General features: G+C 67.7%; 19 protein-coding genes. 8 read left to right on the top strand and 11 right to left on the bottom strand.

The genetic code is table 11. The annotated features are described in order from the left end of the window. Nucleotides 1-1,047 (top strand): nucleoside recognition protein, encoded by a 1,047-nt coding sequence (locus VI123_RS08150; protein WP_336337561.1) that lies wholly within the window; start codon nt 1-3, stop codon nt 1,045-1,047. On the opposite strand, the gene VI123_RS08155 is transcribed toward VI123_RS08150, so the two are convergent. Together VI123_RS08155 and VI123_RS08160 are read right to left on the bottom strand one after the other, a co-directional pair. Beyond that, the gene (locus VI123_RS08155; RefSeq protein ID WP_336337562.1) at nt 1,048-1,782 is read right to left on the bottom strand and encodes a GNAT family N-acetyltransferase; all 735 of its coding nucleotides are present in this window, start codon (nt 1,780-1,782) and stop codon (nt 1,048-1,050) included. Nucleotides 1,783-1,884: 102 nt separating this feature from the next. Next, nucleotides 1,885-2,778 (bottom strand): CBS domain-containing protein, encoded by an 894-nt coding sequence (locus tag VI123_RS08160; RefSeq protein WP_336337563.1) that lies wholly within the window; start codon nt 2,776-2,778, stop codon nt 1,885-1,887. Nucleotides 2,779-2,863: 85 nt separating this feature from the next. Between VI123_RS08160 and VI123_RS08165 the strand changes: the two genes are divergently transcribed. From VI123_RS08165 to VI123_RS08175, 3 genes are all read left to right on the top strand, one after another. Beyond that, nucleotides 2,864-3,799 (top strand): lamin tail domain-containing protein, encoded by a 936-nt coding sequence (locus VI123_RS08165; protein ID WP_336337564.1) that lies wholly within the window; start codon nt 2,864-2,866, stop codon nt 3,797-3,799. Between the two features lie 45 nt (nt 3,800-3,844). Then, on the top strand, nt 3,845-4,900 hold the full coding sequence (locus tag VI123_RS08170; protein ID WP_336337565.1) for a molybdopterin-dependent oxidoreductase: 1,056 nt from the start codon (nt 3,845-3,847) through the stop codon (nt 4,898-4,900). A gap of 92 nt (nt 4,901-4,992) precedes the next feature. Beyond that, complete coding sequence (locus VI123_RS08175; RefSeq protein WP_336337566.1) at nt 4,993-5,337, top strand: hypothetical protein; 345 nt, start codon at nt 4,993-4,995, stop codon at nt 5,335-5,337. Nucleotides 5,338-5,342: 5 nt separating this feature from the next. On the opposite strand, the gene VI123_RS08180 is transcribed toward VI123_RS08175, so the two are convergent. From VI123_RS08180 to VI123_RS08215, 8 genes are all read right to left on the bottom strand, one after another. Then, nucleotides 5,343-6,254, bottom strand: a complete 912-nt coding sequence (locus tag VI123_RS08180) for a hypothetical protein (protein ID WP_336337567.1) — start codon at nt 6,252-6,254, stop codon at nt 5,343-5,345. Between the two features lie 114 nt (nt 6,255-6,368). Next, nucleotides 6,369-6,989: an HAD family hydrolase gene (locus VI123_RS08185; protein WP_336337568.1), complete on the bottom strand. Its 621-nt coding sequence runs from the start codon at nt 6,987-6,989 to the stop codon at nt 6,369-6,371. Continuing rightward, nucleotides 6,986-7,405 carry an RNA-binding domain-containing protein gene (locus tag VI123_RS08190; protein ID WP_336337569.1) on the bottom strand — a complete coding sequence of 140 codons (420 nt, stop codon included), beginning with the start codon at nt 7,403-7,405 and terminating at the stop codon, nt 6,986-6,988. The genes VI123_RS08185 and VI123_RS08190 overlap by 4 nt, the downstream gene beginning before the upstream one ends. After that, on the bottom strand, nt 7,402-7,965 hold the full coding sequence (locus VI123_RS08195; protein WP_336337570.1) for an AAA family ATPase: 564 nt from the start codon (nt 7,963-7,965) through the stop codon (nt 7,402-7,404). Before VI123_RS08195 ends, VI123_RS08190 begins: the two co-directional genes overlap by 4 nt. 45 nt (nt 7,966-8,010) lie before the next feature. Beyond that, nucleotides 8,011-8,853, bottom strand: coding sequence for a polyprenyl synthetase family protein (locus VI123_RS08200; RefSeq protein WP_336337571.1), 843 nt, complete (start codon nt 8,851-8,853; stop codon nt 8,011-8,013). A gap of 61 nt (nt 8,854-8,914) precedes the next feature. After that, the gene (locus VI123_RS08205; protein ID WP_336337572.1) at nt 8,915-9,865 is read right to left on the bottom strand and encodes an electron transfer flavoprotein subunit alpha/FixB family protein; all 951 of its coding nucleotides are present in this window, start codon (nt 9,863-9,865) and stop codon (nt 8,915-8,917) included. Beyond that, complete coding sequence (locus VI123_RS08210) at nt 9,865-10,650, bottom strand: electron transfer flavoprotein subunit beta/FixA family protein (protein ID WP_336337573.1); 786 nt, start codon at nt 10,648-10,650, stop codon at nt 9,865-9,867. Before VI123_RS08210 ends, VI123_RS08205 begins: the two co-directional genes overlap by 1 nt. Nucleotides 10,651-10,729: 79 nt before the next feature. Next, nucleotides 10,730-11,821 (bottom strand): helix-turn-helix transcriptional regulator, encoded by a 1,092-nt coding sequence (locus tag VI123_RS08215; RefSeq protein ID WP_336337574.1) that lies wholly within the window; start codon nt 11,819-11,821, stop codon nt 10,730-10,732. Between the two features lie 154 nt (nt 11,822-11,975). On the opposite strand from VI123_RS08215, the gene VI123_RS08220 reads away from it, so the two are divergent. Further along, nucleotides 11,976-13,208, top strand: a complete 1,233-nt coding sequence (locus VI123_RS08220; protein WP_336337575.1) for a DUF7096 domain-containing protein — start codon at nt 11,976-11,978, stop codon at nt 13,206-13,208. A gap of 202 nt (nt 13,209-13,410) precedes the next feature. On the opposite strand, the gene VI123_RS08225 is transcribed toward VI123_RS08220, so the two are convergent. Next, the gene (locus VI123_RS08225) at nt 13,411-14,031 is read right to left on the bottom strand and encodes a methyltransferase domain-containing protein (protein ID WP_336337576.1); all 621 of its coding nucleotides are present in this window, start codon (nt 14,029-14,031) and stop codon (nt 13,411-13,413) included. 115 nt (nt 14,032-14,146) lie between these two features. Between VI123_RS08225 and ahaH the strand changes: the two genes are divergently transcribed. The 3 genes from ahaH to VI123_RS08240 all read left to right on the top strand — a co-directional run bounded on the left by ahaH (nt 14,147) and on the right by VI123_RS08240 (nt 17,188). Further along, nucleotides 14,147-14,479, top strand: a complete 333-nt coding sequence (gene ahaH, locus VI123_RS08230; RefSeq protein ID WP_336337577.1) for an ATP synthase archaeal subunit H — start codon at nt 14,147-14,149, stop codon at nt 14,477-14,479. Next, a complete protein-coding gene (locus VI123_RS08235; RefSeq protein WP_336337578.1) occupies nt 14,466-16,712 on the top strand; it encodes a V-type ATP synthase subunit I in 2,247 nt (748 codons plus the stop codon). Before ahaH ends, VI123_RS08235 begins: the two co-directional genes overlap by 14 nt. 218 nt (nt 16,713-16,930) lie before the next feature. Then, entirely contained in the window at nt 16,931-17,188 is a 258-nt protein-coding gene (locus VI123_RS08240) for a F0F1 ATP synthase subunit C (RefSeq protein WP_336337579.1), read from the top strand. The last annotated feature ends 20 nt before the right edge of the window (nt 17,189-17,208 follow it).

Consider the following 17,208-nt stretch of genomic DNA (forward strand, 5'->3'; position numbering starts at 1 on the left):
GTGCAGTCGCTCGTCGCCGCCGTCCTCGGACATCCGGCAGTCGCTGTCCTCGGTGAGGTCGCCGTCCGCGTCCTGCGTATCACCGTCTTCCTCTCGCTGGGCGTGTTCCTCGCGGAACTGGCCGTGGCGTTCGGCCTCGTCGAGAAGATCGCCGTCGTCTCCCGCTATCTCACGTCGCCGGCGAACCTCCCCGACGAGGTCGGGACCGCCATCCTGACGACGACGGCCTCGACGACCGCCGGCTACGGTATGCTCGCCGACTTCCGGGAGTCCGGCGTGCTGTCCGACCGCGCGACGCTCGTCGCCGTCACCATCAACACCTTCTTCGGGTTCGCCCAGCACATTATCACGTTCTACGCGCCGATTCTCGTCCCCATCCTCGGCCTCCGTGTCGGGGTGCTGTACGTCGCCACCCGCGGGCTCGTCGCGCTGGCGATTACGCTGACCGGCATCGCTGCCGGCGCGGTCCTCCTGGACCCGGCCACCGTCGGCCGGTCGGGAGCCGGTGCGGGTCCGACCCCCGACGGCGGGACGGCCGACGACCCGGCCGACGTGTTCGACGAGCGCCCGTCCACCCGCCGGGCGGCCGTCAGGTCGGCGGTCGATGCGACGGCCGAGAAGGTCCGCGACATCCTGCCGCGGCTGGCGGCCATCTACGCCATCGTCTCGCTGCTGGTGGCCTACGGCGACGAACTGCTAGCGCTGGCTGGCAGCGACGGCGCGTCCCTGACCGCTGCCGCCGACGGGTTCGCCGGGCTGCTCGGCCTACCCGGCGCGGCCATCCCCGTCATCGCCGCCTACGCGCTCGACACGACCTCGGGGGCGACGGTCATCGCGCCGCTCATCCGGAACGGGACCTTCACCGCCCGGACCGCCGTGGCGACGATGCTCGTCGGCGGCATCATCTCCTTCGCCGTCTCGACGTTCAAGCGCTCGATTCCCTTCCAGTACGGCATCTGGGGCCGGGAGTTCGGCTCGAAGGTTATCGTCGTCAACACGGGGCTGAAAATCGTCTGGATAGCGCTGGCGCTGGTCGTCCTGCTGTAGTCACTCGAACGAGTAGGCCATCATCACCTCGTCGACCTGCTCGCCGTCCACGGTGTAGTGGTTCCGGCGGATGCCCTCGGTGTGCCAGCCGTGTTCTTCGAGGAACACCATCGCGTTCTCCGTTATCGCCGGCACGCTGTTGTACAGTTTCCGGTAGCCGTTGGCGCGTGCCCAGTCCAGCCCGCGTTCCATGAGCTGGCTGCCGATGCCCCGGCCCCGGTGTTCCTCTCTGACCCCGACGGTGAGTTGGGCCGTCTCGCGGAGCTTGTCCAGTTGCGGGATGTCGAGGTGACACCAGCCGACGACCGCACCGTCGACCGTGGCGACGAAGAACACCCGCGATTCGACCGTGTTGTGCCGCGTGACGGCGTCCTCGTACAGCAACTGCTCGGCGATGCTCTCGGCGACGACGTAGGTGCCGCCGCTGGAGACGTTCCGAATCGTCTGGACGAGCCCCTCGAAGTCGTCGTTGCGGGCCGGCCGAATCGTGTAGGTCAGCCCGCCCGTGGTGTGTTGCTCGACGGAGCCGACGTCGAGCGCCAGCGTCAGAGTCCCGCCGTCGTCCTCGAGGTACCCCTTCGACAGGAGGTGTGTCAGCGTCTCTTCGAAGACCTCCGGCGACAGGTCCACCGCCTCGCGGACCCGGTGTCGCGCCGCCGTCCCGTGGCGCTCGACGTACTGGTACACCGCCATCGCCGCGCTCGTCTCGAAGGTCGGCCGTTCGACAGCGTCCATACCTGGTCCATCCGTTGGCAGATTCTTAACAATTGTTATTTGGTAACATGATTCAAAGATGCGTGGAAGCGCCGGTCGAACAGTCCCGTCGAGCGCGACGGTTCAGGTCGTGTCCGGAATCGGGTCGGAGATGACGACGGCGTCGCCCTCGACGACGCAGTTCCCCTCGGCGTCGTCGACGGCCGTGGTCAGGCGGAAGCGGTCCTCCCTGATGCGCTCGACGACCTCGCAGTGGGCCGTGACCTCCTCGTCGATGTCCACCGGGCCCTGGTAGCTCAGCTCCTGGGAGAGGTATATCGTCAGCCCGGGCAGGCGCGCCAGGGCGGCGCTGATGAGTCCGGACACGAGCGTCCCGTGGACGATTCGGCGACCGAACCGCGTTCCCTCGGCGAACTCCGCGTCGAGGTGGAGCCGGTTCGTGTCGCCGCTCGCCTCCGCGAAGGCCTCCACGTCGGCCTCCGTTATCGTCTTGCTGAACCGGACGTGGTCCCCGACGTCGATGCCGTCGGCGGTCCCGTAGCTCTCGAAGGTCCAGTCCTCGTCCTCGTACAGCGTGTCCGGCCGGGTGAACCGCTTTCGCTGCGACGGCTCGGCGTCCGGCCCGCCCGTCCGCGAGAGGTGCGGGATGTAGTCCGAGAGGTCGGTCGTCGTGACGATGCCGACCAGCGACCCGTCCTCGACGACGGGCAGTTTCTTGATATTGTTCGTCCGCAGTCGGTCGACGGCGGTTTCGATGTCCGCGTCGGGACCGATCGTCACCAGCGCTTCGGCCATCACGTCGCCGACCGATAGCGCCCTCGTGTCCCCTTCGGCCGCGGTGACCGCGACGATGTCGCTCTCCGTGATGATACCGACGCAGGTGCCGTCGGCCTCGACGACGAGCGAGCCGATGTCCTCGTCGCGGAGGCGCTTCGCCGCCTCGATGACGGGGGCGTCGGGGCCGATGGTCTTGACCGGTGTCCGCATGATTTCCCTGACTGGCAGCGGGACGAGCATTGTACCGGAACCCAGACCTGGCAGACCTATAAGTCCGCCCGGCGACACCGGTACCCTTGTGTCGTCGGCCGCCGACAGCCGGACAATGCGCCGGCTCGCGTTCGCTCTCGGCATCGCCCTCGCGGTCGCCGCCGGCTGTAGCGGCCTCGCGGGACCGCCGTCACAGCCGGCCGGGACCGCCGTCGACGGCCAGTCGGCGGACCTCCCGGCGGCCGCTGTCACCGTGACCGTCACGGCCGTCGTCGACGGCGACACCGTACAGATAGCCTACGGCAACGGCACCGGCGACACGGTCCGGCTCGTCGGCGTCGACACCCCCGAAGTCCACGCCGAGAACGACCCCGCGGAGTTCGAGGGCGTCCCCGCGACGGCCGCCGGCGCGTCGTGCCTCCGCGGGGCCGGCACGAACGCGTCGTCGTTCGCCAAGCAGCGCCTCCTCGGCGAGTCGGTCGGGCTCGCCTTCGACCCGAACGTGGACCGGCGGGGCTACTACGACCGGTTGCTGGCGTACGTCGTCCTCGACGGGACGCTGTTCAACTACCGACTCGTCGAGACCGGACACGGGCGCGTGTACGACAGCGAGTTCACGCGGGCCGAGCGGTTCTACGCGGCCGAGGACGCCGCCCGTGCCGACCGGCACGGGCTCTGGCGCTGTACGGACCCGGGCGCGGCGACGCGGACGGGTACCGACGGCGGGCCGGTCGAAATCACGGACATCAACGCCGACGCCGCGGGCAACGACAACGAGAACCTGAACGACGAGTACGTCACGCTCACGAACGCCGGCGACGCGGCGCTGGACCTCTCCGGCTGGACGGTCAGCGACGCCGCGGGCCACCGGTACGCGTTCGCGGCCCTGACACTCGACCCGGGCGCGTCGGTCACGCTCCACACCGGAAGCGGGACCGACACCGACGCCGACCGGTACTGGGGGCGGACCGGGGCGGTCTGGAACAACGGCGGCGACACCGTCGTCGTCCGGAACGCCGACGGCGAACCCGTCGCGCGGCGGTCGTACTGACCGCGCGACGTGACAGTATAAACCGCTCCAGTGCCAACAGATACCATGGTTATCCGCCGGGTGACGCCGACGCCGCGGGCGGTCGACTGGGGGCTGTTCGCGGCGGTGACCGCGCTGCTCGCCACCGGTGTCGCCACTATCTTCGCCGGCACCCCCAGCAGCGCGTGGGTCATCGACCTCCACGCGCTCTCGGGCGTGGCCCTGATTCTCCTGTTGCCGGTGAAGCTCCGCCGGGTCGCCCGCCGCGTCGCCCCGTCGCGGCTGACCGGCACCCGCGTTCTCTCGGTCGTCCTGGCCGCGGTCGCGCTGGGCGCGCTCGCCACCGGCGTCTGGTGGGTGTTCGGCGGCACGCTCGACCTCGGCCCCTGGGGGCTGTTTCACCTCCACGTCGCCCTCGGTCTGCTGGTCCCGCCGCTGTTGCTGGTACATCTCCGTGCCCGGTTCTACTCCCCGGCACAGGTGACCCGCGGCGGCCGCCGGGACGCCCTCCGGTACGCCGGGCTGGTGACCGCCGGGGCGCTCCTCTGGCGCGTCCAGGGCCCGGTCAACGACGCGCTGGACTCGGCCGGCGCGGACCGCCGCTACACCGGCTCGCGCGAGGAGGGAACCGACGACGGCAACCGGTTCCCCGTCACCAGCTGGGTCGCGGACGACCCGGACCCGGTCGCGGCGGCCGACTGGTCGCTGTCGGTCACCGGCCGGGTCGCAAGCGAGGCCAGCTACGCTGCCAGCGAACTCTCGCCGGCGGCGACCGAGTCGGCGGTCCTCGACTGCACGAGCGGCTGGTACTCCGGCCACGAGTGGCAGGGGGTTCGGGTCGGCGACCTGCTCGACGCCGCCGACCCCGACGCCGCGGCGGCGTGGGTCCAGTTTCGGTCGGTCACCGGCTACCGGTGGAGCCTCCCGCTCCCGGAGGCCCGCGACGCCGTGCTGGCCACGCACGTCGACGGCGAGCGCCTGGCCCACGGCCACGGCTACCCCCTCCGGCTCGTCGCCCCCGGCCGACGGGGTTTCCAGTGGGTGAAGTGGGTCGAGTCGGTCCGGGTCAGCGAGCGCCGCGAACTCGGCGAGTGGCTCGCGATATTCGTCAGCGGGCTCTGAACGCCGCTTTCACCGCTCGAAAGCGGAGCTTACCGCCCCCACCTGTCACTGAAGCTACCACTAACGAAGTACCGTGTCGCGGTAGCGTGGGTATGAACTGGCGACAGCCCGCCCGACGCCCCGCCCAGTCGAACGCCGTCGTCGCCCTCTGGGCAGTGGCCGTCGCCTTCTTCGGCGTCGGCGACCTCGTCACGACGGTCGTCGGCTACAGCGTCACCGGCGTGACGGAGCTGAGCCCGGTCGTCAAACTACTGCTGGAACGGCACGCGCTGCTCGCCCTGACCGGCCTGAAAGTGGTCGCGTTCCTCGGCTTCTTCGCCGTCTGGAAGTACGTCTCCTGGCCGTACTCCGCCGGCGTCCCGCTCGGGCTCGCGCTGCTGGGCGTCGCGGTGACGATATGGAACACCGGCGTCATCCTCGTCGCCGTCACCGGCTGAGGAGTCTACCCGTCCAGGCTAATCTCCAGGGTCGCCGATTCGCCCTCGTTGAGGCTGACCGTCTCGTGGTTACGGTACTCCTGCTCTTCGAGCGACCCGGAGTTGAATTTCGTCTCGCCATCGGGGAGCAGGTAGCCGGCCAGCGTGACCGTACAGGGTTCCGACGTGGCTGATTCGAGCGTCACGTCGACACCCGCAGTGTTGGTGGACTCGTCGAAGCCAAGCCCCTTCCAGCTGACCGTACAGCCGTCCACCGATTGACCGTCGTTGTCGGATTCGAGCCCCGTGAGGTTGCTCCCGTCCTCACAGACGCTGAAGTCCTCGAACTTCCGCTCGCCGTACGGGCCTTCCTCGCCGAAGTCGATGATAGCATCGCCCTCCACGAGGTCTATCTGGTAACACTCCCGCGCGCTCCCGCAAAACGAGACGTTGCTGATTGCCGCCTGTTGGCCGCCCGGGTTCGTCGGCGCGCACAACTCATCCCCCTCCGGGTCGTCGTCGTACGTCGCCGTGTCCGGTCCGCCCTTCACGCACACCTGCTCGACCACGTCGTCGGTGCTGAACGAGAAGCAAGTGACCTCGCCCTCTTCTTTCTCGGTCACGCTCTCGATTGTCACGCTGAAACTGTCCCCGTCTGACCCGAAGGTGTAGGTCTCACCGGCTTCGGGCGCACCCTCGATTTTCCCGCAGAACGTCCCTTCGGGGCAGCCGTCACAGGTACACGGACCGACGCCGTTGTTGCCGTTCCCGTTGTCACCACCGTTCCCGTTGTTGCCGTTCTTTCCGTTCCCGTGACCCGGTTTCGCAGCACCGACCCCCGTTCCGAGCAACGCGGTCGCGGCTCCACCGCCGATGACACCGAGGAGGCGGCGGCGGTCGATAGACGCTGCGTGGCCTGTTTCATCAGCCCCTGTCATGTGGGACATTCACATTCATGCACGCTTAGTTATGTGAGAGCTATTCCGCTCCCGTGAGAGTACTGTCGGCTTATCTCGGCCTGGCTTCAATGGGGCGTCCGCCGCGTCCCTTGGCTACAACAGCGCGTCGATGGTCGCCCACAGGCCCGGCATCCCGTCCTCGCCCGACTCGTAGTGAATCGGGACGAAGCCGGCGTTTCGCGCGCCTTCGACGTCGGTCTCGTACTCGTTGCCGACCATGACGTACTCCTCGGCCGGTAGTTCCTCGCGGACCCGGTCGAACGGCGCGCTGTCGGGCTTGTGCGCACCGACCTCGTAGGAGGCGACGAAAAAGTCGAAGAAGTCGGCCAGCCCGTGGTGGTCGAGCTTGCCGACCTGCCAGTCCCGCGGGCCGTTGGTGACGACCGCGAGCCGGTTGTCGGCGGCGAGTGCGGGCAGGCTGTCCCGGGCCGCGTCGGGCACTGTCGTCGACGCGTACTCGGTCTCCCTGAGCGTCCCGACCAGCGCGTCGAGGTCCGCGTCCGCCCCGGCCGCCTCGACGACGGCGGCCATCGACCGGCGGTGTGGCTCCGGTTCCAGCGCCTCGAAGGCCGTGTAGAAGGCGTCCTTGCTGACGGCGCGGAGCTCGTCCGTGTACTCGATGCCGTGGGCCTCGACCGTCCTGCGGACGATGTTCTCGTACGGCTCCGGGTAGTGGACCAGCGTGTCGTCGAGGTCGAAACAGATGGTCGTCATCTGTCGTCGGAGACCGGCTTGCCGTCCTCTGTCGGCGGCGCGACGTAGTCGATGTACTCCTCGGCCGTCGGCTCGTGGACGGTCACGTTCACGTGGATGTCGCCCAGTTCCGAGGGGTCGCCGACCGCGAAGTTGATGCGCCCCTCGAAGGCCGCCTGCTTCTTCACGTCGAACGCGAAGGTGTCCCCCGCCAGATTGTCGAAGAAGACCGACCGGGCCGTATCGAGGATTTCCCGCCGGTGGAGGAGCTCGGAGAACCCGTCCATCGTGTGGACTTCGGCGACGAGCGCGCCCTGCTGGTGGGACGGGTCGGCCTCCGGGAAGAGGTTCCGGACCGCGTCGGCGACCCGGTCGGTCACCTCGGTGTCGTTGACCGGGGCTTCGATGCGGACGTCGACGGAGTAGACGGCGCTCATCGGTCCAGCGCCTCCGGTCCGTCCCGAATCAGCGTGCGGATTTTCCGCTGGAACGCGGCCAGCGTCTCCGTGTTCTCGATGGTCAGGTCGGCCATCTCCATGGCCTCGCCCATCCCGAACCCGAGCTCGCGGTCATCGCGGTCCTCCAGGGACTCGCCGCCGTCGGCCGCCGAGGCGTCGCGCCCGCGGAGGTCCAGGCGGTCGGCCCGAAGCTCGAACGGGGCGTCGATTTCGACCAGCAGGAACGCGTCGCCGAAGGCCGACGCGAACGCCTCGGCCTCCACGTCCGACCGGATGCCGTCGACGAGAACGGTGTCGCTCGATTCGAGTTCCGCCTCTATCATCGGTAGCGAGCGCTCCGCGATGGCGGCGGGCCCGTTCTCCGCCCGGAGCGCCTTCGCCACGGTCCCGTGGTCCGCGGCGGGGTCTAACCCGCGGTCGCGGCACTCCTCGCGGATGACGTCGCCCATCGTCACGACCGGCACGCCCATCTCGGCGGCGACGTTCGCTGCCTCGCTTTTCCCGCTGCCCGGCAGCCCGACGATACCGATAACTGTCATTGCCGGGCGTAGTCGAGCGGCGGGCAAAAGCCCTCCCGTTCGGCCTCACCGTTCGCGGACGACGACGAACTCCGCGAGGTCCCGGAGGTACTCCATCGACTGGGAGTCCGGCGCGTCGACGGTCGACAGCGACTCCAGGGCGGCGTCGGACTCGGCCCGGGCCCGCTCGTTCGCCTCCTCGGTCGTCAGCTCCGTCACTTCGACCAGCGACGGCCGCTCCATCTCCGCGTCGGTCCCGGCCGGCTTGCCCAGGGTCTCGGCGTCGGCCGTCGCGTCGAGCACGTCGTCGCGCATCTGGAACGCTACGCCGACCCGCTCGGCGTACTGGCCGACCGCCTCGACCGTGTACGGGTCCGAGTCGGCGGCAATCGCGCCCAGTTCCGCCGCCGCGCGGAACAGCGCCCCGGTCTTCCGGCGGGCCAGCTCCATGTACTCCGCCTCGTTGGACGGCTCCGCGACCAGCTCCATCGCCTCGCCCTCGCCCAGTTCGACCATCGACTCGGAGACGGTCTGCATGGCGCGCTCGTCCGTCGAGAAGAGGTCGAACGCCTCGCCGAGCAGGCCGTCGGAGGCGATGATGGCCGGGCCGTGGCCGAAGGCCTGCCACGCCGCCGGGGTCCCCCGTCGGAGCTCCGACTCGTCGATGATGTCGTCGATGACCAGCGAGGCGTTGTGGACGAGTTCGATGCCGACCGCGAAGTCGACGGCGTCGGCCGGCTCCCCGCCCAGCGCCTCACACACCAGCACCGTCACGGTCGGCCGTACCCGCTTTCCGCCCGAGAGGGCCACGTGGCGGACTTCCTCGGCGAGCTCGTCCGGTTCGACGCTGTCGAGGACGGCCTCCAGTCGCTCCTCGACCTGGTCCCGCCGGCGCTCGAGATACTCCATTACCGCCCCCTTAGGACTAGCGTAAAAAGTACCTTGTCACCCGCGGTTCGGTGCGTGGCGGCTACCGGAACCGTTCGGTGAGCGCCGGGACGACCTCGAACAGGTCGTCCTGGATGCCGTAGTCGGCGATGTCGAATATCGGCGCGTTCGGGTCGGTGTTGATGGCGACAATCGTCTCGGAGCCTTTCATCCCGGCGACGTGCTGGACGGCCCCGGAGATGCCGATGGCGATGTACACGTCCGGCGTGACGACTTTCCCGCTCTGGCCGACCTGGCGGTCCTTCTCCAGCCAGCCGTTGTCGATGAGCGGCCGCGACCCGGCGACCGTCGCATCGAGCGCCGCCGCGAGGTCGTAGATGATGTCCAGGTTCTCCTCCTCCTCGATACCGCGGCCGACCGACACCAGCACGTCGGCGTCGGTGATGTCGACGTCGCCGCCGCCGACCTCCTCGAAGCCCTTGACGGTGGACCTGACCGCGCTCTCGTCGACGGTCGCGTCGAAGGCCTCGATTGCAGCGTCACCGTCCGTTTCGATTGTCGGCCACTCGGCCGGTCGGACGGTCACCGCGGCCTGCTCGGCGTGGACGTCGATTGTCGTCTCGACTTTCGAGCCGTACAGTTCCCTTGTGGCGGTGAGTCCGTCCTCGGCGTCGACGCCGACCACGTCGGTCACGAGCGGCCGGTCGAGACGGTTGGCCACCGCCGGCGCGTAGTCGAGGCCGTTGACGCTGTTTGGCATCAGGAGAACCGTCGGCTCCACCTCTTCGGCCAACTGGGTGACGACCTGCGTGTACACGTCGTGGTTGAACTCCTCGCCGACGTCGACGGTGTGGACGGTGTCGACGCCCTCGCGGTTCAGCTTCGCTCCGAACGTCTCGACGTCGCCGCCGATGACAGCGGTGTGGAGCTCGCCGCCCAGGTCGTCGACGAGGTCGCGGCCGGCCGCCAGCTGCTCTAGGCTCACCAGCCGCAGTTCCCCGCGGCGGTGTTCAGCGATAGCCAGAACCGACATCAGTTGGTCACCCCCTTCTCTTCGAGCAGTGCAGCGAGCTCGGCCGCCGTCTCCTCGGGACTCCCCTCGAACACCGTCGCTTCGCCCTCCGTCTCGGGCTCGTACAGCGAAGTCTGTTCCAGCGGGCTCGCTATCCCGGCCGCGTCGAGGCCGAGGTCGGCCAGGTCGTACTCGGCGAGTTCCTTGCTCTGGGCCTGCCGGATGCCACGGAGGCTCGCGTATCGAGGGTCGTTGATACCGGTCTGTATCGTCAGCACCGCCGGGAGCTCGATGTCGGTGAGCTCCTCGACGCCGCCCTCCAGCTCCCGGTGGACGCTGGCGACGCCCGCCTCCAGGTCGAGGTCGTTGACGACCGCACCCCACTCCATGCCGAGCTTGTCGGCCAGCGTGACGCCGGTCGCCCCGAACCCGTCGTCGGCGGACTGGACGCCGGTCAGCACCAGGTCGGGGTCCTCCTCGGCCGCGACGGCGGCCAGCACCTCGGCTTTCGTCTCGGGGTCCAGCAGGCCGGCCGCCTCCAGCGCCTCGTCCCAGACGCGGACCGCACGGTCGGCCCCCTTCGCCAGCGCCTGCCGGATGGTCTCGTCGGTTTCCGACGGACCGATGGTGACGGTGACGACCTCGACGTCGTCGCCGGCCTCCTTTATCTGGACGGCCTCCTCGACGGCGTACTCGTCCCACTCGTTGAGGTCGGCCGTGACGTACCGGTCGTCGATTTCGAGTCCGTCGATTTCGAACTCGTCGTCCACGGCTGCCACCTCCTTCACCGTGACAAGGATTTTCATACCCTGCAGTGCGACCGGGCGGCGAATAAACGTTTCCGAACCAGAAACCACGCCCAGGTCGTTTACAGCCGCGTCCGGGTCACTCGTCGAAGTCGGTGATGTCCTCGTCCGGGAAGGAGATGAGGTTCTCCCGGCCGATACGAAGCTTGTCGATGCGGCCCTCCTCGTCCATCGAGGAGAGCAGTTGTGACACCTTCGCGTTCGACCAGCCGGTCTCGGAGACGATGCGGGCCTGCTTCATCCGCCCGCCGTTCTCCTCGAGGAGTCGCTCGACGCGCTCCTCGTCGCTCAGGAGTTCGACGTCGACCTCCTCCGAGTCCGTCGTGTCGCTCGTCGGCGCGGCCGTTCCGGCGCTGTCGCCGCCGTCGTCGTCGGCCGTCGCCGACGGGAGTCCGTCGGCGTAACCCGTCCTGAACATGTAGCCGACGGCACCGACAAGCAGTACGAGCAACACGACCCCGCCGAGCCAGACCGAGTCGACGCCGCCGAACGCCGACCCGGGGGTGTCCGTCGGCGTCTGCGTGTTCGGCTGCTCGCCGGTGTACACGACGGACAGGTACCCCGGCTCGAACGTCCGCTGTCCCTCGAAGACGAGCTTCCCGTCGGTGACGGCGCTGGGGGCGCTCTCGACCCCGTATCCGGGCGGCGGGGAGATGACGAGCCGCTGGTCGGCGGTCAGCGTCCCGAACCACGTCCCGTCCGTGGCGTTGAACGCGTCGCCGACGACGATGTTCTCGCCGTCGACGGTCGCGAAGTTCGTCCACGTGAACTCGAGGATGAGCTGCCCCTTCCGGTCGGACACCTCGTAGCGGCGGTCGACGCCGGTGATGGACATCTCGCGGCCGGTGACGGTGCTGGCCTCGGCTCTTGCTTCCCGGAACGCCGGCAGCCACACCGCCTGGTCGTCCTCGGCCGCGAACTGTTCGCCGGTGTCTCTGAACGCCTCGGTCTCGTTTTCTTCGAGCGCGTAGGTGTCCGTTATCGTCCACCTGGCGTCGCCGTTGGATTGTATCGCCAGGGCGAACGTCGTGTTCTCCGCAACCGGTGCCGGCGTCCCGGTCGTCTGCTGCGCGACGACGGGGTCCGTCGCAGCCGCTGTCGCGAGCGGCGGGGTCGCCACCAGCGCAACCAGGACAAGGAGGAGGAGGGCACCTGATACCCGCGGGGTCATTCTCGTTCATCGATGAACGTCCTGGGGGCAAAACCCTTTCCATCCACAAATAAAACGTCAGCGCGCGTTTTGAAAGGTCTCGTGCTCTCTCAGCTAATAGCAGAGATATGGAGAATGGGGGGATTTTTGTACGGCGGGCGAGTAACCGATGCTGATGCGTCCCCTCCCCGCAGTCGGTGTGATCCTCCTCATGGTCGTCTCGGTGGCCGCTCCGGTGGCCGGGTTCGCCCCGCCGGCACAGACCGCCGACGGCAGCGGTCAGTTGCCACAGATCACGGCCGTCGACAACACGACGAACCACCTGGCAATCCCGGCCAGCGACGTCATGTCGACGACGTACAACCGGTCTTCGCTCGACGTCGGCGTCGCGGTCGCGGCCGGGTCCCGCGACATCCGGAGCGACTACGCGACGACGAACTTCGAGCGGCAGTTCTTCCAGCAGGACAGCGAACTCGCCCGCGACCGCCTGGTCGACGAGACGCTGACCGACATCGAGAGCCAGCGGACGGACCTGGAACGACGGCACCGGGTCGCAATCCAGCGGTACGCCAGCGGTGCGATAACCGCCACGGAGTTCCTGCGACAGCGCGCGCTGGTCGACGCCGAGTCCCGGCAGCTGGCCGACCGGCTCGAACGGGTTCGGACGGCCGCCGGCACCGCGCCGGACTACTCGCTGTCGCCGGACCAGCGCTTCCGGCTGGAGAACAACCGGGGCGTGCTCAGGACGTACCGCGGCCCGATAAGCCAGCGCATCAGCGCCGAAACCGCTGGGACGACCGAGCCCCACGCAGTGTACGTCGAGGCGTCCGCGGAGGGCTACATGCTGTCGACGGTCGCCGACGGGCGGTACACGCGCGAAACGTACCTCGGTCAGGACCGCGAGCCGACGGCGGTTGACCAGTTCGCCCAGACCGACGACCCCCTCGGTGCGGTCAACACGCGGGCGGAGAGCCTCTACCCGTGGCTCTACAGCGAGCAGTACCCGTCCGTCCAGGCCTACGGCCGGAGCGCGATATACCAGATTCAGGCCGACCACCCGAACGGACAGTTGACCGCCTACCTCGACGGCGGCACGACGAACGTCTTCTACGAAACCCAGCACCTCGAACTGACGACGGTCGACCGGTCGGAGGTGGCGACGAACGTGAACGGGTCGGTCCGCGTCCGCGTCCAGCAGTCCTTCGAGTCGGGACCGCTGCTACTCACGGTCACCGACAACAGCACGGGCGCTACGACGGACGCGACCGTCCGGATAAACGGCAAGCGAATCGGAACCACCGGCGCTGACGGCGCTCTCTGGACGGTCGAACCCCGCGGGCAGTACACGGTCACCGCCACCACGCAGGCCGGCGACCGCGTGCGGGTCCCTGTCAGCGGGGCGGCGTAAGCAAAGTGGACGACTGAGGGCGGCCCGGTGGCCGTCTCACGCCTGCCGTCACTCGGGCACTTGCGCAATCGTCGTAATCGCACACGGACTACCGGGCCGGGACTGCCGTACCACCTTTTTCCGGTTCGGGTGACCGTCGGCCACCACTCACCGCAAAAACGTGGATGAAAAAGCGGCCACTCACTTCACTCGTGGCCGAGGGTTATTCGGGCACTTGCGCAATCGTCGTAATCGCACGCGGACTACCGGGCCGGGACTGCTGGATGTGGTGTTCGAACTCCTCGAACCCGGCCTCGGTGAACATCCTATCGGCCTCTTCCTCGTCGTAAAACAGCATGATGGCGTCGGCCATCTTCTGGAAGACGGTCGAGTTGGGGTAGTCGGGGCCGACGATGAGGACCCGGCCGCCGGGCTTCGTCAGCCGCCGGCACTCGGCGAGGGCCTCGACGGGGTTGGGCCAGTACTCGATTGAGCCCGAGGACCACACGACGTCGAAGCTATCGTCCTTGAACGGTAGCCGCTCGGCGTCGCCGAGGTGGTAGCGGACGTCGCCGAACTTGCCGAACTTCTCGTAGGCTTTGGAGAGCTGGTGGGGGCTCTGGTCGAGCCCGTACACCGTGTCGACGTGTTCGAGGAGCCCCTCGGTGGCGAAGCCGGTGCCACAGCCGACGTCGAGAACCCTGTCGTCGGGCGAGAGGTCGAGCATGTCGATTGCCTCGTCGCGCATCCGCTCGTCCCAGATGAAGGGGTTGATCTGGTCGTACACCTTCGAGAGGTACTTGTAGAACGTCCGCGCGCGGGCTTTGTTCTCGAGGACTCCCATCGCCGTCGGTTTGGGGCTTGGCGGTCATAATTCCCCGGATTTCGGCCGGTCCGTCACGCGCGGAAACTTCGCAACTACCAAATAGCCGCTCTGGCAACGCTCACATGATTAGAGAATGCCACGGCCAGAAGTTCTCGACAGGATACAAGAGGCCGAGCAGGAGGCCGACGAAATCGTCGCAGAGGCCGAACAAGACCGCGAGGACCGCATCGCGGAGGCTCGCGAGGAAGCCGAGGAAATCCGCGAAACCGCGCGAGAGGAGGCCGAATCGGCTGCCGAGGACCGCCTCGAATCGGCTCGCGAAGAGATCGAGGCCGAGCGCGAGCAGCTCATCGAGGACGGTGAGAGCGCCCGCGAGGACCTCGAACAGCAGGCCAGTGAACAGATCGACGAGGTAGTCGAATACGTCACAGACCTGTTCGAGGAGGCGGTGCATGCTCAGACCTGAGAAGATGTGCCGCGTCTCGGTGACGGGGTCGAAGCGAACGATGGAGCGGACTATCGAGGCCGTCCACGACCTCGATATGCTCCACGTCACCGAATACGACGGCTCCTGGGACGGGTTCGAACCGGGGAACTCGCTTTCGGGGACCAACGAGGTCTCCGATAAGCTCGTCACGGTTCGCTCGCTGCAGTCCATCCTCGACGTCAGCGAAGAAGACGCCGGTCCGACCCGCGTCGTCACCGACGAGGCCATCGAGGAGCAACTCGAAGCGGTCCGCACGGCGGTCAACGACCTCGACGACCGGCGCGACGAGGTCCGTGACGAGCTCCGGGCCGTCGAGGACCGCATCAACACGATGGCGCCGTTCGTCACGCTCGGCATCGACCTGGACCTTCTCCGCGGCTACGACTCGCTGTCCGTCGTCGTCGGCGAGGGCGACAGCGACGAAATCGAGGCCGAACTCGAAGACAGCGACGTCGGGACCTTCGAGCTGTTCACCGAGGACGGCGTCGTCGCCGTGTTCGCACAGGCGGAAAAAGACGCCCTGCAGGACGCGCTGGTCGGGGCGACGTTCTCCCGGCTCGAAATCCCGGACGGCGACGGCGACCCGTCGACGTACCTCGAGGAGCTGGAACACGAGAAACAGCAGCTCGAATCGAAGCTCTCGACCGTCGAGGACGAACTCGACGAGCTCCGGCTCGACCACGCCGGGTTCCTGCTCGCCGCCGAGGAGAAACTGGCCATCGAGGCCCAGAAGGGCGAAGCGCCGCTGACGTTCGCGACGACGGAGAACGCCTTCATCGCCGAGGGCTGGATTCCCGACGAGCGCTACGCGGAGTTCGAACGCGCCGTCTCCGACGCCGTCGGCGACGCGGTCGACATCGACAAGATAGAGATAGCCGAGTACGACAGCGAGGGCCACGCCGAGTCCCACGAGGAAGTCGAGCGCGAGGGCGGCAACGGCGGCGAACCCGTCGGCAGTTCCGTCGACGCGCCTGAAAGCGGGCGCCAACCCCAGGAGACCGTCGCCGACGGCGGCGTCATCACCATGGGCGACGACGCGCCGCCGGTCATCCAGGACAACCCGAGCGGGGTCCGGCCGTTCGAGGACCTCGTCGAGGTCGTCAACCGGCCGAAGTACGGCGAGTTCGACCCGACGGTCGCCTTCTTCCTGACGTTCCCGGCCTTCTTCGGGTTCATGATCGGCGACCTCGGGTACGGGCTACTGTACCTGGCGCTGGGCTACGGGCTGTACTCGAAGGTCGACAGCGACGTGCTGAAGAGCCTCGGTGGCGTCGGCATGTGGGCGGGCGGATTCACCGCGCTGTTCGGCGTGCTGTACGGCGAAGTCTTCGGGCTCCACCAGCTCGGCGAAATCGTCTGGGGCGGTCACCCGCCGATGCACAAGGGGCTCCAGCCGGCATACTCCAACTACGCGCTGGCCTGGCTGACGCTGAGCCTGCTCGCCGGGACGGCGCACCTCGCCGCGGGCTGGGTGTTCGACTTCGTCGAGAACCTGAGCCACGGCCTCTGGGACGCCATCACCGAGAGCGGCTCCTGGCTGCTGATGCTGTTTGGCCTCTGGGCGTGGGTGTTCTCCGGTGCGAACGGCGCAGCGCCGGACTTCCTCTACACTGCCGAGGCGGGCGTCTTCGCCGGGAACCCGTACGCGTGGGGCTTTACGGGACTGCCTGCTATCAACCTCTTTACGATTCCGGGGCTGGGCGCGCCGTTCTCGGCGTGGCTGATTCTCTTCTTCGCCGGTATCGTGTTGCTGGCCCTCGCCGACCCCATCGAGGTCGTCGAGTTCCTCAACGTGCTGGTGAACGTCCTGTCGTACACGCGGCTGGCCGCCGTGTTGTTGGCCAAGGCCGGGATGGCCTTCGTGGTCAACCTCCTGTTCTTCGGGGCCTACGTCGACAGTAAGGGCGGTTGGCACTTCGGTATCGGTGGCATGCCGACGATACCCGAAGGGACGGAGTCGGTGATGTATCACGGCTACGAGGTCACGAGCGTGACCTTCCCCGGGCTCGTCCACTCCGGCATCGCCGCCGCGCTGGTCGGGGTACTCATCTTGGTCATCGGGCACCTGCTCGTGCTGGTGCTGGGTATCACCAGCGCCGGCCTGCAGGGCGTCCGACTCGAGTACGTGGAGTTCTTCGGTAAGTTCTTCGAGGGCGGCGGGAAGCAGTACAATCCGTTCGGCTACGAGCGCAACTACACGACTGAAGACTGAGCGCGCGCTTCCCCCGCTTTCGGCCTGACAGTGGCCGTTTACCGCCGGTTTCCTTTTCTGTCTCGTGAGTGTCGACTGCCACACGCTCACAACCGACGACAGCAGAGCCGCTAAACCGCCCGAACAGCACGCTGACGAACCGTTTTGGGAAGCTTTATGAACTACGTGGATTCACATACGCCTGTTCGGACACGAGCAATTCCAGAGACTACACATCCATGATCGAAACCATCGCACTCCTTGTCAACGCAGTACTGCAGGAAGGTGCCAGTGCTCCAGCTATTCCGGCTTCCGCCGGCGCAGCGCTCGCAGTCGGACTCGCCGCGCTCGGTTCGGGGTATGCGGAACGTGGTATCGGGGCCGCCGCCGTCGGCGCAATCGCTGAGGACGAGAGCATGTTCGGCCGCGGGCTCATCCTAACAGTCCTGCCGGAAACGCTCGTCATTCTCGCGCTTGTCGTCGTCTTCGTCGTCTAACAACACTCCGCCTTTTCCAA

The sequence above is a fragment of the Haloarcula sp. DT43 genome (genome assembly GCF_037078405.1).
GTDB classification, from domain to species: domain Archaea; phylum Halobacteriota; class Halobacteria; order Halobacteriales; family Haloarculaceae; genus Haloarcula; species Haloarcula brevis.

Coding starts and splice junctions, on each gene's coding strand:
- VI123_RS08165 (WP_336337564.1), top strand. CDS start 2,864: ATGCGCCGGCTCGCGTTCGCTCTCGGCATCGCCCTCGCGGTCGCCGCC.
- VI123_RS08200 (WP_336337571.1), bottom strand. CDS start 8,853: ATGGAGTATCTCGAGCGCCGGCGGGACCAGGTCGAGGAGCGACTGGAG.
- VI123_RS08220 (WP_336337575.1), top strand. CDS start 11,976: ATGCGTCCCCTCCCCGCAGTCGGTGTGATCCTCCTCATGGTCGTCTCG.
- VI123_RS08215 (WP_336337574.1), bottom strand. CDS start 11,821: ATGACCCCGCGGGTATCAGGTGCCCTCCTCCTCCTTGTCCTGGTTGCG.
- VI123_RS08225 (WP_336337576.1), bottom strand. CDS start 14,031: ATGGGAGTCCTCGAGAACAAAGCCCGCGCGCGGACGTTCTACAAGTAC.
- VI123_RS08195 (WP_336337570.1), bottom strand. CDS start 7,965: ATGACAGTTATCGGTATCGTCGGGCTGCCGGGCAGCGGGAAAAGCGAG.
- ahaH (WP_336337577.1), top strand. CDS start 14,147: ATGCCACGGCCAGAAGTTCTCGACAGGATACAAGAGGCCGAGCAGGAG.
- VI123_RS08235 (WP_336337578.1), top strand. CDS start 14,466: ATGCTCAGACCTGAGAAGATGTGCCGCGTCTCGGTGACGGGGTCGAAG.
- VI123_RS08160 (WP_336337563.1), bottom strand. CDS start 2,778: ATGCTCGTCCCGCTGCCAGTCAGGGAAATCATGCGGACACCGGTCAAG.
- VI123_RS08170 (WP_336337565.1), top strand. CDS start 3,845: ATGGTTATCCGCCGGGTGACGCCGACGCCGCGGGCGGTCGACTGGGGG.
- VI123_RS08180 (WP_336337567.1), bottom strand. CDS start 6,254: ATGACAGGGGCTGATGAAACAGGCCACGCAGCGTCTATCGACCGCCGC.
- VI123_RS08205 (WP_336337572.1), bottom strand. CDS start 9,865: ATGTCGGTTCTGGCTATCGCTGAACACCGCCGCGGGGAACTGCGGCTG.
- VI123_RS08240 (WP_336337579.1), top strand. CDS start 16,931: ATGATCGAAACCATCGCACTCCTTGTCAACGCAGTACTGCAGGAAGGT.
- VI123_RS08210 (WP_336337573.1), bottom strand. CDS start 10,650: ATGAAAATCCTTGTCACGGTGAAGGAGGTGGCAGCCGTGGACGACGAG.
- VI123_RS08155 (WP_336337562.1), bottom strand. CDS start 1,782: ATGGACGCTGTCGAACGGCCGACCTTCGAGACGAGCGCGGCGATGGCG.
- VI123_RS08185 (WP_336337568.1), bottom strand. CDS start 6,989: ATGACGACCATCTGTTTCGACCTCGACGACACGCTGGTCCACTACCCG.
- VI123_RS08190 (WP_336337569.1), bottom strand. CDS start 7,405: ATGAGCGCCGTCTACTCCGTCGACGTCCGCATCGAAGCCCCGGTCAAC.
- VI123_RS08175 (WP_336337566.1), top strand. CDS start 4,993: ATGAACTGGCGACAGCCCGCCCGACGCCCCGCCCAGTCGAACGCCGTC.